Below are 16,597 nucleotides of genomic sequence, written 5' to 3' on the forward strand. Positions count from 1 at the left end.
GTTTCTGTTAGGTTTTGCGTTAAGTTTAATTAATCTTCGTCGTCTTCGATATTCTGTGCAATCAGGTCGGCAAGGCCTACGGGACTTTCCTCTTCGACTCCGATACGGGTCTTGGCCTGCGGAGCAGGTCCGTTCAGGAGGGAAGGATCAACCTGGACGCCAAGAGACAAACCGAGGTCTGCGAGCTTTTCCTTGATTTCGTTGAGGGATTTTTTACCGAAGTTGCGGTACTTGAGCATTTCGCTTTCGCTCTTCATGGCCAGCTGACCAACCGTTGTGATGTTGGCATTGTTGAGGCAGTTGGCGGCACGAACGGAAAGTTCAATTTCGTTGACGCTCATATTAAGAAGCTTGCGGAGGCGAGCGGTTTCTTCGTCCTGCACGGCGGCGGGAGCTTCTTCGAAGCTAACCTTGCTATCGTCGTAATTAACGAACACGTCCAGGTGGTGGCGAAGAATCGCGGAAGCCTGAAGCATAGCGTCGGCAGGAGAAATGCGGCCGTCCGTCCAAACTTCCAGCGTCAGCTTGTCAAAGTCGGTCATGTGGCCGACACGCGTATTCATGACGGAATATTTCACGCGGGTCACGGGGGAGAAGATCGAGTCGATCGGAATCACGCCGATGGGCATGTCGGGCTGCTTGTTTTCTTCACCTGTCTTGAAGCCGCGGCTGACGCGCACTTCGAATTCGCAATCGAAAAGAGTGTTTTGGTCCAGGTGGCAAATGACCTGTTCGGGGTTAACGACCTTGTAAACGGTATCGTCGGAGATGTCACCGGCAGTGACGACCCCTTCCTTCTGGACCTTGAGGGTCAAGAGTCGGGGTTCCTTGCTCGTGTGGCTGAAGCGGACCTTCTTGAGGTTGAGGATGATTTCCGTCACATCTTCCACAACGCCGGGAAGAGAGGAAAATTCATGCTGCGCACCGGCGATGCGAACGGACGTAATGGCAGCGCCTTCCAGCGAGCCGAGAAGTACGCGGCGCAGGGAGTTGCCGAGAGTATGCCCGAATCCGTTTTCAAACGGTTCGGCAACGAAGGTCAGACGGTTGGGGTTTTCGGGGTCTTCGATCTTTTCGAGATGGCTAGGCACTTCGAAACGGCTCAAAACCGTCACTTCATCCTGTATGTTTTCTTGATCCGACATGGTCGTATTGGGTTTACCGGGTTTCCCTCCTGGCGAGCTGACCGGGAATGAGTTAACCTCTTCCCTGGGAGGACCTACGGCAAGTTTTAATGACAACTCGCGTGGCGGAAACTCTAGCCTGACACGGAAAACAATCAACACTTTTTCTCTCTGTATAAAAAAAATCTGTGACTTACCGCCCTGTTTAGGGCATTTATAGAGGGAGAATAGATCACTCCTTTATGAAACAACCCCAATTCCTGAATGAACGAGACATCCTCTGCGTACGAGCCACCGCCCTGGAAGAAAAGGGCCTTACGACAGGCGTCGATGAGCTCGATGAAGAAATCAGAAAATTTTCGGAAAGGGTATCAACGACTTTCGATCCCCGCTACCTGCAGTCCCTGATCACCTTGGGCGCCGTCATGGCACAGTCCGATCTTCCCCAGCATGACTACGCCCTCATGGTCCGCACAGTATATGAAATGTTGAAAGCCGACCAGGTATTCGCCCCCTACCGTCATATCCGTAAAATCACGGTATTCGGCTCCGCACGCATCAAATTCGAAGAACCGGCCTATCGAACCGCCCTGGATTTTTCCAGAGAAGCGGCGGAACACGGCTACATGGTCATCTCGGGGGGAGGACCGGGCATCATGCAGGCCTGCAATGAAGGAGCCGGCGTAACGCGTTCTTTCGGACTGAACATCAAGCTTCCCTTCGAGCAGCATTCCAACCACATTGTCAAAGACAGCGAGAGGCTCGTCAACTTCCACTATTTCTTTACGAGGAAACTCAATTTCGTATCGCAGGCCGATGCCATGGTTGCTTTCCCCGGCGGATTCGGCACCATGGACGAAGTCTTTGAAACCTTGACGCTCATCCAAACAGGCAAGGCGTCCATCTTCCCTCTCGTCCTCCTGGATTCACCAGGCAAGACATTCTGGATCAACTGGTTGCGATTTATCCGAGTAGAATTGCTCGAATCCGGCCTGATTTCCAACGATGACATGGACTTCATCTATCTGACCAAGAGCCCTCAAGATGCCATCGACCACATTGACCAGTTCTACAAAATATTCCACTCGTACCGTTTCATCGGCGACATCATCAGCATCCGCCTCAACACCCCCATCAGCCAGGAATGGATATCCAGACTCCAGCTTGAGTTTGCGGACATCATTCAGGATGGTTCCATCACGCTCTGCGACGCCCTTCCGGAAGAAGACGACGAACCTCTCATTTTCAACATGCCCCGGCTTGTTTTCACCTTCAACCGTTCCAGCTACGGACGCCTCCGCACATTGATCGACCGCATCAACGAATACCCCGAAGCCTGAAGAGCCTCCTCCGCAATCATCCCCCTCCATCATGCCGGACTACCTTCCCTGTTGGTTCCTGCCCGCCGCCTGCGCCTTGATCGGCGCATGCATCGGGTCGTTTCTCAATGTCGTCATCTACCGGCTGCCCAGGAACCTCTCCATCAACGAACCGAAGCGCTCCTTCTGTCCGGCCTGTAAAAAGTCCATCCCCTGGTACCGGAACATTCCCGTCGCCAGCTGGCTCATCCTGCGCGGAAAATGCGCCAACTGCCATAGCCGGATCTCCTTCCGGTACTGGATAGTCGAAGTTATGACGGCACTGCTCTTTGCAGCGGCCGCCTATGTCTGCCAGGACGAATCCCCTCTGCTCCTCGTCCCCCTGCTGGGATGGACAGCCATGGGAATCGCCATCGCCTTCATCGACGCCGAACACATGATCGTCTTCCCAAGAGATACGGTCATCGCCGGACTTCTGGGAGTGTCTGCCGCTCTGCTCTCTCCCCCCTGGATGGAAGAACTTCCTTTCCTGACCGAACGTCTCGAAGCCTCATTCATCGGAGCAGCCGCTGGCTATATCGGCATTCGTCTCGTCATTGAACTGGGGAAAAAGCTCTTCGGCACATGGAAGCGGGACTTTCCAGTCGGGAGCCGGTGGGAACTCCGCGAGCCGTCCACCGACGAAGAAGAACTCACGCTGGTGCTTCCCGACGGGGACTACACCTGGTCCGATCTCTTCTCCCGCGACAGCGACCGGGCCATTTTCACGGCAGCGCAGTTGGAAATTGACGGATCTTCCGTTCCCGGGGATACATTCACCCTGTACCAGAACCGCATCGTCTCCGGTGACGGGACAATCTTCCTCATCGAATCCATCAAGTCTGCCTCCGGCACGCTGGAACACATTCAAGCCAACCGGGAAGCCATGGGCTACGGAGATGCGTGGATCATGATGATGATCGGCGCACTTTGCGGATGGGAGGGAGTCCTCTTCTGCCTCGTTGCCGGAAGCCTCACCGGTATCATTGCCGGTCTGGCAGGGCGCATCGGATTCGGGAAACCGATCCCCTTCGGGCCCTGCCTGCTATTCGCCGCCGCCATCTGGATTCTGGGCGGCTACGAGCTGTGGGCATGGTATTGCGAATGGCTGCTCGTGCCCCTGTAAGGAAAGGAGGAAACGAGATATCCTGGGGAGTCCTCCTATTCGGAGTCCTTTTTCTCAGAATTTTTGATCCACTTGGCAAGGCTCGCAAAAAACACTTGCTCCAGAGAATTGCGAGGATGTCCCGTACTCTCCAGAGTCACGGAAGGATCCTCGGCCACCAGCCGCTTGATCCCGTCGATCAATTCAGGCGACGCATGATCCAGAAGAATCTCCGTCCGGGAAGAATCGCGCGTCAGTTCATCGACGGAACCTTCCGCAATCATCACCCCCTTGTAAATGATACCGACGCGGTCGCATACCTCCTGCACCTGCTCCAAAAGGTGAGAGCAGAGGAACACCGACATTCCGCGCTTCTTCAAATTCAGGATAATGTCGCGGATCGCACGGGAGCCGATCGGGTCGACACCGGCAGTCGGCTCATCCAGCACCACCAACCGGGGGTCCTGCACAAGAGCCTGAGCCAGTCCTATGCGCTGAAGCATCCCTTTGGAATACCCACCAAGACGCCTGTCGGCCGCATCTTCCAGCCCGACCAGATCAAGCAGTTCCGCAACCTTCTCCTTCAAGGCGATTCCCTTCAAACCGCACAGCTTCCCGTAGAAAGCCACAGTCTCGGCTCCTGTCAGAAACTTGTAGAAATACGGATTCTCAGGCAGGAATCCCACCTTGTTGCGGCTGTCCGGATCCGTACCGGGAATGCCGAATATCGAGCAGGTTCCCTCCGTCGGCTTGACCAATCCCAGCAAGGCCTTCATCAATGTCGATTTCCCGGAGCCGTTGGGGCCGATCAAACCGTACACATCTCCCTCGCCGACATCCAGGGAAACCCCCTTGAGGGCATAGACTCCCGGTCTGCCCCATGGGGTCAGGAATTGTTTATGCAGATTGGTGACGCGGACAGCAGGAATCATCGTGATGGGAAAGGGATCAGATTGCAGAATAACTCACGACAGTTGCACTTGGGCAAGGCGGCGCAACAGGCACTTGCTCATCTCCACGCCCTTGTTGAACAGTTCAACGGGCATATTCTCGTTCGGAGAATGGATGCGGGCGTCAGGCAGGCACAAGCCGATCAGCAAACTATCCACGCCGAGGATGTCCTTGAACTCCGTGATACTTCCGATGCTGCCCCCTTCGCGCACGAGGACGGGTTTCACTCCAAAACTCTCCTCCAAAGCCTCCTGCGCGGCGCGACTGAATGAAGACTTGGGATCGCACAAATACGGAGTACTGACGTGCTGGCGGCGGAACTCAAGCTTGACCGAAGGAGGAGTCAGGCGACGGAAATGGGCTTCCAATAGATCCTGGATACGCGCGCCATCCTGTCCCGGAACAGTACGGCAAGTAATTTTGGCAAACGCGGACGAGGGAATAATCGTCTTGCTGCCCTCACCCTGGTATCCGCTTCCGAGACCATTGATTTCAAGAGTCGGCCGGGCGTAAATGCACTCGGTCCCCGTATAGCCGGTTTCCGGCATCAGCGTTTCCACACCGACAAGCCGTGCGATATCGGCATTGGACATGCCCTGGACATTGCCCCACATGTTCCTCTCCCAGTTTTCCAGTGCAGCCACACCATCGTAAAAACCTTCGACAGCCACACGACCGTCGGCATCATGACACGAGTCGATCAAATGGCAGAGCACCGTTGCGGGATTGGAAACGGCTCCTCCAAAAATACCGGAATGGAGATCGGCCTCCGGCCCGTGCACGACAATTTCCACCCCCGTTACTCCGCGCAAACCATAGGACAGCGTAGGCAGATTCTGAGCTACCATCCCCGTATCGGAAACGACAACCACGTCACAGGCCAATTCATCGCGGTGTTCCTGCAAAAACGCAGAAAGATTGACGCTGCCGACTTCTTCCTCTCCTTCAAAGATAAATTTAACATTGAGAGGAAGCGTCCCCCCTTCCTGAGCCATCAATTCCTCCACTCCCAGAATGTGGGCCATGATTTCTCCCTTGTCGTCGGACACCCCGCGTGCATACAGGCGCTCTCCGCGGATTTCCGGTTCAAACGGATCGGATTTCCATTCGTCAAGCGGATCCACCGGCTGGACGTCATAGTGTCCGTAGATCAACACAGTCGGCCTGCCCGGAACTTTCGGGCCTTCCGCTACGACAACCGGATGCAGGGGAGTCGCATATTTGCGGGCGGCAAATCCCATGGAAGATAATTTATCCACCAGCCAGTCAGCGCAATCACTCACATCCGAAGCATGAACATTCTGGGCGGAAATACTCGGAAAGCGCAAAAAGGCGGTCAGTTGATCCAATCGTTTCATGAAAGCATTATGTGCCGCATTGCCTCGATCAATCAATGAGAATGTATTTCATCCCGACAATTTATAATCCGGCTTCTTCGCACCGGGACGGCCGGTATTGCCCATAAAAATCGGGCCGGTCCGCAAAAGAGCGAACCGGCCCGGAAATGTTCTCACGGCAATCTACCCGGATTAGAACGTGTAGCGGAAACCGATGTTACCCGAGAACCCGCTCTGGCGGCTGCGGATATCGCAGTCAACGTCACCGTAAACGGAACTCTGCTGACCAACCGGAATCGCCAGGCCCGCGCCAAATTGAAGACCGGTGCGGCCCACCTTGGAACCTTCGATATTCATCGGAACAGCCGGCATGCCAAGGGCGGATACCGTAGCCTTATTGGTTTCGTCGCCAAAGTCCTGAACAACCTGGACACGGACTTCACCCAGGGCATCGCGGCCGAAGATGTTGTCGCCGATAAGCCCCATCAGACGGGCGCCGAGAGCGGCACGTCCGTAGGTTGCATCCTGGCCGTCAACCTTCAGGGACGCATCGCCGGCACCCGTTTCGGTGTAGCCGTCCATCTTGGTCGAATACAGGCCAAGGCTGGCCAGAGGCTGAAGGATCGTACCCTTTTCTTCGTTCATCTTGATGTCGTACGTGGCTTCATAGAAGAGGCCGAAGCTGCTGCCGGAGGTAGAACCCTGCGTATGGATCGGATCCAGTCCCGGCACGTTCATCGTGCGGTTCATCGTCGCATCATTCCAGCCGGTAGTGAAGATCAGGGTATGGCCCCAGGCCTTCTTCTGCCCGCGAAGGAAGAGGTTGAAATACGTACCATCATTGTCTCCGGATCCATTGTCATAGCCGGAAGTGGACAGATTGGAACGATTTGCCGTCAACGCGCCGCCAACCGTGAGGTGGGAGTTGATGTCAACATCGCAACCGAGAGTTGCACCCCAGGTGTCCATCGTGTAACCGGCCTTGTCTCCGCTGGAGGAGAGCTTCCCGTAACCGCCGTTGGCCTGAACCCAGGCATTGACGTAGGGAGCGGAATCATAGTTCACGTCCGGATTAAGCCCCATTTGAGCAACGCGGTTGCGAACCCACTTGACCTGCTGCAGGAGGTCATCGTGCTGAGATCCCACCAGAGCCGTCACGGAACTCCCGGCAACGGCGGACAGTGTCGCGGTAGCCTGGTCGGCTGTCATGCCGTACTTCGTTTCGGCGGCGATCACGGCGTCGATGATGTTGCTAAGCGTCGTGCCGCCGTTCAAGGCGTAACGAGCCGCCCACAGAGCCTGTGCGGCCTGGGTGGAGTTGTTCGAATTGGCATAGCGGAGAATCCCGTTCCTGCCGCTGGAAACAACCTTCACCTGAACGGTCTTGCCATCCTTGAGCGTCACGCCGGAAATGAAGTATTCCAAATTCTTGTTCCCCAGCAGACCGGACATCGTCACGTCAATCTGGGAGAGAGAACCTTCGGTCAATCCGCTTTCGGCCGTCATCAGATTAATCGTATATTCCGATCCCTTCCAGTCGAACTGGCTGCCCAGCGTGTTCAGGTTGAGTTCCGTCAAACCGTTGGCCGGAAGATGCATTTCCTTCACGTTCAGGATCGTCGACGAGGTCTGAGCCAGAGTATCGATCTGAGCCTTGTCCATCGCCAGAGAAACCGTACCGCCACGTTCCATCGTCAACTTGTCCGTGGTCAGCTGGCCCTTGATCAAGCTCGGATAGGGGTTGTTTTCGTATTTTTCATTGCCGATGGAAAGCACGCCATTCTTGGAAACCGTTGTTTCGGGAGTCTGGAGAGAACCTTCGACAATCAACGTATTGGCTACATTGTTCGCTGCATCGCCAACAGAGAGGGCACGATAATTCATCGTCGAATACGCATTGCTCAGGATAAGCGTATTCGTCTTGTCCTTGGCATCGCCCATTTCAATGGCAACCATTTCATTACCGTTCCCGGTAATCTTCTGCGTTCCGACACCCGTCTTGCGAATCACGCCGGAACCCACGATATTGCCCGAGTAATCGCCGCCGTCACCGCTGATCAACAAGGTGGAACCTTGAAGTTCGACAGAACCGAGGCCGCTCAACCCCCGGAAGTCCGGCATCGTAGCCGTCTTCACAATCATGGAGGAAGTGCCGTTCTTGAGATTCACCAGGAACTGCCCGGCTTCGATATTTTCAGGATTGGTAAGCACGCCATCGTTAACCGTCAACGTACCCGTGCCTTGGATGGAACCGAGCAGATCAACGGATCCGTTCACGGCCAGATTACCCTGGTTCACCGTAATAACAGACTCCTCAGTCATCGTCAGCATGCCGACATTCGCATTGGCGGCAAGACCGAGATTCATGGAAGCCTTACCTGCCATCGTCAGGTTGCCTACATTGTTTTCAGAGCCGTTGAGATTCAGCTTGGCATCGTTATTGATGGTTGTGATATTGGAATCCATGCGGGTCTGAACAGTCAATTCCGTACCCTCCTGCAAGCCGGTCGTACCGGAAACATTCAGGGAACCGCCTATCAACATGGATCCTTCCTTCACGGTCAGCGCGGAACCGGAGACGTCCCCACCGACATGGAACAACCCGTCGCCGATTTTGGCAAGTTGAGCCTTGCCAAGGATGGAACCCGCAAATACGGACTTCTGATCAGCCTTTTTCTCGAAAGAAATCAAGCTATTGGCATTCGCATCGGAATCGCCCGTCTTCACCAGGGCATTTGCGCTACCCGCTTCAAGATCGCGGATAATCAAGCCATCCGCATTGGGCGGAGCTTGCGTAATATTGATGGAAAGAACGGAATCTCCCATCAACGTCACACCCGTAAAGGCATCGATCTGGCCATAGGAAGTAATATCGTAACGGTACTGATTGCCTTCATGAAGCACAAGGCGGGTCGTCTCTTCTGCAAAAATCAGCTGCAGAGACCCATCGGACATCGTCTTGGTTCCACGGTAAATGTCGTTGAACAAGCCGAAGTTCGCATTAAAGATCGTATCGCCGGAGTACACCAGGCCGCCGGAGACAAGACGAATATAGTAATCGTTGCGCGGGCTGGCCAGGTAGGCATTGAGTAGAACGTTTTCAGCTTCCATCGTCAGGTCAAGCGTCAGGTTGCCGTTGATCGTCACGGTAGAACCGGAGGAAACATGCAATGCCGCATTCGAAGCGGGAGGAGCGACAGTATTGCCTACCATCTTGGACGATACGCCGAAACGCGTCGTACCCTTGCCGTTGTAATTCAAGGTCACATTGCCTTCAATACCGGAAATGACGGAAACTTCATCGATAGCGGAGTTAACCCCTACGTTAACCGACGTCAGCTTCGACCCGTCGAACCCGGGCAACTTATACATGACCGCGTTATGAACATAGTTTCCATTAGCATCGGGAAGCTGGTCAATCGTCAAACTACCTTTGAAATTCTTGTAGCCGGTGAAATCGCCATGATCCCAATTGACCACGCAATTGGCGGTCTTGTCGTTCAAACTCAGATTGCCTCCGTTAATCACCACAGTGGCTCCTCCGGAGAACACATTGTCAATGCCGGCGACGATTGTTCCGGATTCGAGATTCCACGTTCCGGTAAACACCGACGAATTGTTAATCGTCAACGTTCCGGCTCCGGTATACAACACTGTACCTCTACCGGAAAGAGTACCGACATATGTACGATTCTCATCCCACGCGAACTCGACCGTTGAGGAATCGGAAATACTGATGTTGCCTCCCCAGACGCCACCGTCAATGAACTTGATGTAGCCCCCGTCGGAAATTGTCAATTTTCCGGCTCCGGACGCTAATTCTCCGTTGTTCCAGTAGGAAACGTTATCCCCGGCAATCGTAAAGACGGGCACCTTTTCACCGGCTGGCACTCCACTGGTCAGAGTCAGATTAATGATGTGGGTGTTATCGTTGGCTTCACCGATATAGACGCGCCCGGACCATGTCGTATCTTCCGTCAGCAACAGGTCGACCGTCGTCTGTACTTTCGAATCATTATTTTCCCTGAAAGAAATAACGCCGGTACCTTCGAGTTTGTTCAAGTAAAGAGTCTTCCCATTCATGGCATTGGAAAGATCCAAGCCGTTTCCGGTGTTGGTTGCCTGAATGTTCAGACCGAAACGGGTCGTAGCCGTGTTTGCAGAGTCCAGAGTCAAACAGAATGTCGTACCGCCGCCTACAACGGGACCGACTGTCAAATTCCCCGTAAATGCAGGAATACCCGTCTTCGCATCCCCCTGGATTGAACCGATGGTCAGCTTACCTGTCAAATTCGTCGTAAAATCGCCGTTACCTCCAATGGAATCAAGTTCTCCGGAAGTTTGCAAGACGACATTAGTTCCTTCGCCGTTGGAAATAATGTTGGCCACGCTGCTGATATTAGAAATCGTCAGAGATCCCTTGCTGTCCTTCCCTGCAGAATCCGAAATATTGTACGTCTTGTTAAAACTGGATTCGTACGAATTCGCCCAGGTAACGTTATTACCGTTAATATCGACATTCACGAACCCTGTCCCCTGATACAGTCTGTCGGACAAGTCCGTACCAACCCCGTCTCCGTAAACGAGAGAGCCGCCGTCAAACGTAATAGGCCCGGAACCAAGAGCGTCACGGGCATCTAGAATAATGCGACCGCCGCTGATAACCGTACCGCCAGTGTAGGAGTTGTCCGTCTTGATCGTCAAATCACCGGAACCTTCCTTGTAAAGGGTTCCCTTGCCAATGATCGATCCTGTACCACCAAAAACATAACCGTCGCCAGTCACTCGGATGGCGTTCGGAACGACATTGCCAACAATTTCAACGTTTCTTTCGCCAGTGGAGCCAAAAATCACACTGTCATTCTGGTAAAATTGGTTATCGCCCTTAGCCCCTCCGGTCCATGGTGTATTGTTATCTACTCCCCCTTTCGTGATCCACTGGTTATTCCCGGACGTACCAACCCAGGTCAATTCCGACGACGAACCCGTTGTCAGCATATGTACCTGGATTGTATTATTCTCTCCAGACAATACCAAAGTACCGCTAGCTCCTCGGCTTTGAAAATCGAGCTCGATATCGTTGATATTAGAAAACGAGCCAGTCGTTCTCATGACCGTATAGTTCGTTCCTGTTTGAGTGTTGAAACAGGAAAGGCCGAGCACAAAACGTTGACCGCCAAAATCGACGCTCTGATTCAAATTCAGCTGATCCTGAATTGAACCGATGTCCATAACAATACCGGTTCCGCCCGCAAAAGTCAGCCCGTCTGCAGCAACTTCCAGAGAACCAGCCGTACCGATTCCGGAAATATTTAAATGACCAGACTGCAAATTCAACGTTTTCACCGTGTAACTACTGCCGGTTGTTGACATACCGAAAGTAGACTGCATTTGGTTACCTCCAGCAACCGTCAGGTTCAATGTCCCCATGGCACCGAGAGAATCGGACATGCCCAAAAACACGGAACCGTTCTTAAGGGTCAGATTTCCGTCGAACTCCGCGCTGGAACTATTAATAGTCAACACTCCGGAACCATCCTTGACAAGGGATATCTTGCTTCCGATCGTACCGTTGAATTTACTGCCGTATTTGGCATTGATCGTCAATGTAGCTGATTTCTCCGCAAGAGACGGAGCATTAAAGGCAAGCAGAGTCGTAGTCGCCTGCGTCCCATTACGAAGAATTTTTGCTGTCGTATTGCTGTCAAGCCCACCGATCGTTGCATTCTCCGTAGCCAAAACCAACAAAGCCGGTCCATTGGCGGAACCTTGCAGATTGATCGTTGCAGAATTAAGAGCTTGGTCCGTTTGCAACACAAGTTCCGTACGATGAGTATCAGCAGCCGTTCCTCCCGTAGGACCATTCACGGTAATCGTACCGGCATAACCGCTCGTACCACTATCTGCTATATAGAAATCCGGGTTGCCAGCTTCTGAGGTTGATCCATAGAGACTCAAGTTTGCCAGGGAATCCCCAGAAAGCTTCCGCAGCCACACCTGCTGTTTGGACCAGTTCATAGTCATTTTTGCAGAGCCATCAACATGGAGTGTATCTGTAAAATCAACCATGCCATCCTGGACATGAAGCGTTGATCCATTAGCCAGATTGATAGCATTGGGAACCAGAACACGATCCGTATACGAACCTTTCGTTCCGCCAAAGTGAATATACAAAGTAGCACTGTTCGCGATAGAAATCGCTCCCGTACCAAGCCTGTAAGTAGGAGCACCAGTCGTAGCTTGAGAACCAGATCCCCACACCAGGCGCCCGGAATTGATCCATGTACCGCCAGTATAGGTATAATTATTACCTGTGATCAATGCTGCCGTCTTAATATTCAAATCGCTTGTACCACTGTAAATAAGAGCGAGGTTTCCCGTCAGTCCTTTATTGTAATTTGTAGTCGCACTGGCAACGCCCTTGCCGAATTCAAGGACACCTCCATCGTTCTCTCCACCGAGGATCGTATACTCGAAGGTTCCGTTGGCATTGACGAGAAGCTTGCCGCCATTGATGGTAATATCACCCGTCCCGAGAGCATCCAATGCCGAAATGGAAAGGGTACCTTTCTCAATCGTTGTCCCTCCCGCATAGTTTTTGGATCCGTCTACCGTGACAACCTTGTCCTGGGAATCCATGGCGACCGTCATGGAACCATCCCCCGTCACTGTACTGGAAAGCTGGATATCGCCACCTCCGATGAGATACAGCTTCGATCCGGCGTCTTTAAGAGTGATGTTGTTGGCCAACGTTCCGTCTCCACCGATCTTCACAGCACCCGTCCCGGAGACGGAGATACTGCCCGAGCCCAGTCCGGAAAGATTGTTGCTGATCACTGTACCGCCGGAAATCACCGTTCCTCCCGTATATTTATTGGCAGTATTGATCGTCAATGTTCCGGAGCCGCTCTTTTCAAGACTTGTCGATCCGATAATGGCTCCGTTGCCGCTAAACGTGTAATTCGTCGTTTCAGCATCGACAATTACTTGAGCAGGCGCCACATTCGACGTAATTCTCACATCGGAAATGCCTCCCGGGGCCAAATCGCCGAACGTTACACCGGAACCATCCACATAAATGGCAGCCCCACCACCGGGAATCGTCCAATCGGCACCGGAAGAAGTACTCCAAATAGAACCAGTCCCTCCCCACTGAAGGGAAGTCTTCAACAAAGTCAATTTGAAGGAAATGCTCCCTGTCGTACTCCACACAGTAGGAACATACCCGCTCAGGTTGTAATTGATCAGCCCCAGATTGCTGGGATTGAAACCAGGCAACGATCCGGCACGTATCAATTCGTATTCTCGGTCGGCAACCAGACTACCACCTTTGAAATCAACGAGGTTCACAGTCGCCGGACCGTCAAATGCCACCGATCCGGTGATAGTCAAAAGATCGGCCAGCCTGATATTGGAATCGGCGGCAAACGCAACGTTACCCTGGATGGACGCCGTTCCCGTCGTCGTCAAAGAAGTCGGAGCGAGAAGATTTGCATCAATCCCGACAGTCAAATAGGCCCCGGTTTGCAATGTAATATTCTTGAAAGCATCCGATACCCCTTGGATAGTACCGCGTCCGGAGACAGTCAACTTGCCGTTCGTACCGAGTGCACCGGCCACATTGGCAACCAGAGTCCCTTCCTGCAAGGTGAAACCGTTCGTCAAAGACGTCATGGCATTCACGAGGGTCAGGGTGCCGGCACCGGATTTGATGACAGTAGTACCGTTGCTGTTACCACTGTTGTCAAAAGAGTATATCGAGGCGTTACCGCCATTGATCACGCTGATTTCGTCCCACTCCTTGAAAAGAACTGTCTTAAACTGGTCCACATTGTTCGTTCCGTCAAGCGTCAGCTTTTTATGGTCGGCCGTACCGGCATTTGCGGGTTCATATCCGCCTCCGGAAATGATGAATCCCGTAGCGGAAAATACCGGTGCCGCACCAATCGTAAAATTAACGTTCTGAACATGTTCCTTGGAAGAACCTGCCGAACGACCAAGACCATATAGACCCTGGTTGTTCCCGGTAAACGTCCCCCCCGTCACAATCAAGTTAGCGGTTCCGATTTCTATCGGCTTGCCTGTCGATGCTGTACTCCAGCCGCCGAGAGAAATACGGGAAGAGAAAGTCCCGCCCTCAACAGTAATATTCGTACTTCCCACTTCGTAGGAACCACCGCTATTCGTATAGTTCCCGGTTCCGAAGACGGCAGCAGAAAACGTACCCGCTTTGAAAGTCAAATTTGCCGATGTGACCTTGGACGTATAATTACCGGAAAGATAGTTACCTCCCTTGATTTCCTTGTCCCACGTCTTGCCGGCAAAGTCCAGCGTCAGATTGGTGGTAATGCCCTCCGTCATATTGGCAGATACATTTTTTCCTGCGCATAACTCTCCCAGATCCGCCTTCATGGCGTCAAAGTTCGAGGCATTAATGGTCGTAGTAACGCCATCCAGAAATTTATTGGCGGCAAAGGACTCCATTTGAGAGAAGCAGGCCATAACGGCAGCTGCCAGCATGAGAGGTAGTCTGAGTTTCATATTGGAAGAGATCTGATCAGTAGGTTGTGAAAGAGGGGGAAAATGAATTCAGTGCCCAGTATCTTAGCAATTCCCCGAATGGAGACAACAAAAATCCGCACAATCGCTTTTTTTCTGAATCAAGCGGTCACAATGAATGGAAAAAGCCGGTAGACAATCAAGAGATCCAGGAGAGAGTTCCCTTCCATTTTTTTGAAAAGAATAAGTCATTTTGCCCAATTTCACGAAAGATCCTTCCATTCCCGATCGTTTTATGTTATGAGACCCGCTCACACATATTCTAATAGCCAACTATGGATACATCTTCATCTCGCCGTCGATTCCTCCAGACTCTCGGTCTGGCATCAGGAGCCATTGCCGCAGGAGGCCTCATCACTCCTGCAAGAGCCCAGGAATCCGCCGCCGGCCAAATCGTTGTCCCCAATCCCGACATGATCGGGCCCTCCACCGATTGGACACCCCGTCCCGCCGGTTCCAAATATATGGGAGGCTTCCGCGCTCCCAAGCTTGACGTCGTCAAGGTAGCCTTCGTCGGCGTTGGCGAACGCGGTTCAATGCACGTCAGCCAAATGTGCTCGATCGAAGGAGCCGAAGTCGTCGGCATTTGCGACCTTTACGAAGCCCGTTGCGAACACAACGCAGCCACCGTTGAAAAGAAGACCGGCAAACGCCCCCCCATCTTCTGCAAAGGCGACCAGGACTACCTCCGCATGTTCAAGGAAGTCAAGCCGGATGCCGTCATCATCTGCCCCAGCTGGGAATGGCACGCCCGCATCACCTGCGACGCGATGAAGAACCACATCCACGCATTCACGGAAGTCCCCATCGCCATCAAGATGGACGAACTCTGGGACATCGTCAACACCTGCGAAGCCTGCCAGGTTCACTGCATGCAGATGGAAAACGTCAACTATGGGCGTGAAGAGCTCATGTTCCTCAACATGGTTCGCCAAGGCGTCATCGGCGACCTTCTGCACGGCGAAGCCGCCTACATCCATGAACTCCGCGGACAAATGTATCAGGACACCCCCGGTAAAGGCAATGCCGGCACCGGTTCATGGAGAACCTACCACTACGCCGAACACAATGGCAACCTGTACCCGACACACGGTCTCGGTCCCGTTGCCCAGTACATGAACCTCGCGCGTACGGATGATAACTTCGGCCGCCTCGTCTCCTTCTCAAGCCCCTCCATCGGACGCGCCCTGTTCGCCAAGAAGAACTTCCCCGCCGACCACAAGTGGAACAAGCTCGACTTCAAGGGCGGCGACATGAACACATCCATCATCAAGACCACGATGGGACGCACTATCCTCGTGGAATGGGATGAAACCAGTCCGCGCCCCTACTCCCGCATGAACCTCATCCAGGGCGTCCTGGGTACGCTTGCCGGATTCCCGACCCGCGTAGCCGGTGAAAAACTGGGGAACGGCAACTACCATGCATGGATCGAAGGCAACGAAGCCCTTGCTCCGATTTACGAAAAATACGATCACCCCCTCTGGAAGCGCCTCGGCGACCTCGCCAAAAAAATGGGCGGACACGGCGGCATGGATTTCATCATGCTCTACCGCATGATCGAATGCCTCCGCAAGGGTGAACCCATGGATCAAAACGTCTACGAAGGCGCCTTCTGGTCTGCCGTAACCCCGCTTTCCGAAACCTCCGTTGCCCAAGGCGGCATGCCGCAGGTCTTCCCGGATTTCACCCGCGGCGACTGGAAGACGACCGCCCCCCTCGGCATCGTTCAATAATCTCACCCGGGAAGGTTTCCCTTCTCCTGAAAGAAATTCATCCAAGGGTTGTCCCGTCTCATGCGGGGCAACCCTTTTTCATATTCTCTTCCAGAAACGAGAGTACTCCGGAAGGGAAACTTATATTGATCTTCCGTTTGTAAAAAATCCGACCCTCCGTCAAAATGAAGTTGATTTGGCGCAGAGCCTATGGATACCGGAACTCTGCCAATATTGTACCACGCACTCGTTGAATGTTCGAGTTGCATCCTCCAAATTACAGTTCCCATCCATTTTGACGTTGAGCCATATGGCTCCTGAATTCAGGCAACGAGAAAAAGACGGAACCGTACGTCTCTGAACGATTATCGTTCTCTCGATCGACAAAAACAGAGAGAAACACACTATCTCTAGAGTCTGTTCATCAGTATGTTAGCACTATTACGAC

The 16,597-nt window shown here is 53.1% G+C and carries 7 protein-coding genes; 3 read left to right on the forward strand and 4 right to left on the reverse strand.

All coding sequences use genetic code 11. The features are described 5' to 3' along the window. Positions 1-29: 29 nt before the first annotated feature. Positions 30-1,145 (reverse strand): DNA-directed RNA polymerase subunit alpha, encoded by a 1,116-nt coding sequence (locus tag QET93_RS11970; protein WP_280127313.1) that lies wholly within the window; start codon positions 1,143-1,145, stop codon positions 30-32. A gap of 221 nt (positions 1,146-1,366) precedes the next feature. Here QET93_RS11970 and QET93_RS11975 point away from each other — a divergent pair, with 221 nt between their 5' ends. Both QET93_RS11975 and QET93_RS11980 read left to right on the forward strand, forming a co-directional pair. Further along, a complete protein-coding gene (locus QET93_RS11975; protein WP_280127314.1) occupies positions 1,367-2,464 on the forward strand; it encodes a TIGR00730 family Rossman fold protein in 1,098 nt (365 codons plus the stop codon). Between the two features lie 31 nt (positions 2,465-2,495). Then, complete coding sequence (locus QET93_RS11980; protein ID WP_280132181.1) at positions 2,496-3,608, forward strand: prepilin peptidase; 1,113 nt, start codon at positions 2,496-2,498, stop codon at positions 3,606-3,608. A 35-nt stretch (positions 3,609-3,643) separates the two neighbouring features. On the opposite strand, the gene QET93_RS11985 is transcribed toward QET93_RS11980, so the two are convergent. The 3 genes from QET93_RS11985 to QET93_RS11995 form a co-directional block, all read right to left on the reverse strand. Beyond that, positions 3,644-4,519 (reverse strand): ABC transporter ATP-binding protein, encoded by an 876-nt coding sequence (locus tag QET93_RS11985; RefSeq protein WP_280132182.1) that lies wholly within the window; start codon positions 4,517-4,519, stop codon positions 3,644-3,646. A gap of 33 nt (positions 4,520-4,552) precedes the next feature. Beyond that, entirely contained in the window at positions 4,553-5,896 is a 1,344-nt protein-coding gene (locus QET93_RS11990; RefSeq protein ID WP_280132183.1) for a dipeptidase, read from the reverse strand. A gap of 171 nt (positions 5,897-6,067) precedes the next feature. Beyond that, positions 6,068-14,416, reverse strand: a complete 8,349-nt coding sequence (locus tag QET93_RS11995; protein ID WP_280132184.1) for an autotransporter domain-containing protein — start codon at positions 14,414-14,416, stop codon at positions 6,068-6,070. A 293-nt stretch (positions 14,417-14,709) separates the two neighbouring features. On the opposite strand from QET93_RS11995, the gene QET93_RS12000 reads away from it, so the two are divergent. Further along, a complete protein-coding gene (locus QET93_RS12000) occupies positions 14,710-16,170 on the forward strand; it encodes a Gfo/Idh/MocA family oxidoreductase (protein WP_280127319.1) in 1,461 nt (486 codons plus the stop codon). The last annotated feature ends 427 nt before the right edge of the window (positions 16,171-16,597 follow it).

The sequence above is a fragment of the Akkermansia sp. N21116 genome (genome assembly GCF_029854705.2).
GTDB lineage: Bacteria > Verrucomicrobiota > Verrucomicrobiia > Verrucomicrobiales > Akkermansiaceae > Akkermansia.

What these genes read in the sequence shown, in the direction of transcription:
- QET93_RS11970 (WP_280127313.1), bottom strand. Translation starts at nt 1,145, where the DNA reads ATGTCGGATCAAGAAAACATACAGGATGAAGTGACGGTTTTGAGCCGT.
- QET93_RS11975 (WP_280127314.1), top strand. Translation starts at nt 1,367, where the DNA reads ATGAAACAACCCCAATTCCTGAATGAACGAGACATCCTCTGCGTACGA.
- QET93_RS11980 (WP_280132181.1), top strand. Translation starts at nt 2,496, where the DNA reads ATGCCGGACTACCTTCCCTGTTGGTTCCTGCCCGCCGCCTGCGCCTTG.
- QET93_RS11985 (WP_280132182.1), bottom strand. Translation starts at nt 4,519, where the DNA reads ATGATTCCTGCTGTCCGCGTCACCAATCTGCATAAACAATTCCTGACC.
- QET93_RS11990 (WP_280132183.1), bottom strand. Translation starts at nt 5,896, where the DNA reads ATGAAACGATTGGATCAACTGACCGCCTTTTTGCGCTTTCCGAGTATT.
- QET93_RS11995 (WP_280132184.1), bottom strand. Translation starts at nt 14,416, where the DNA reads ATGAAACTCAGACTACCTCTCATGCTGGCAGCTGCCGTTATGGCCTGC.
- QET93_RS12000 (WP_280127319.1), top strand. Translation starts at nt 14,710, where the DNA reads ATGGATACATCTTCATCTCGCCGTCGATTCCTCCAGACTCTCGGTCTG.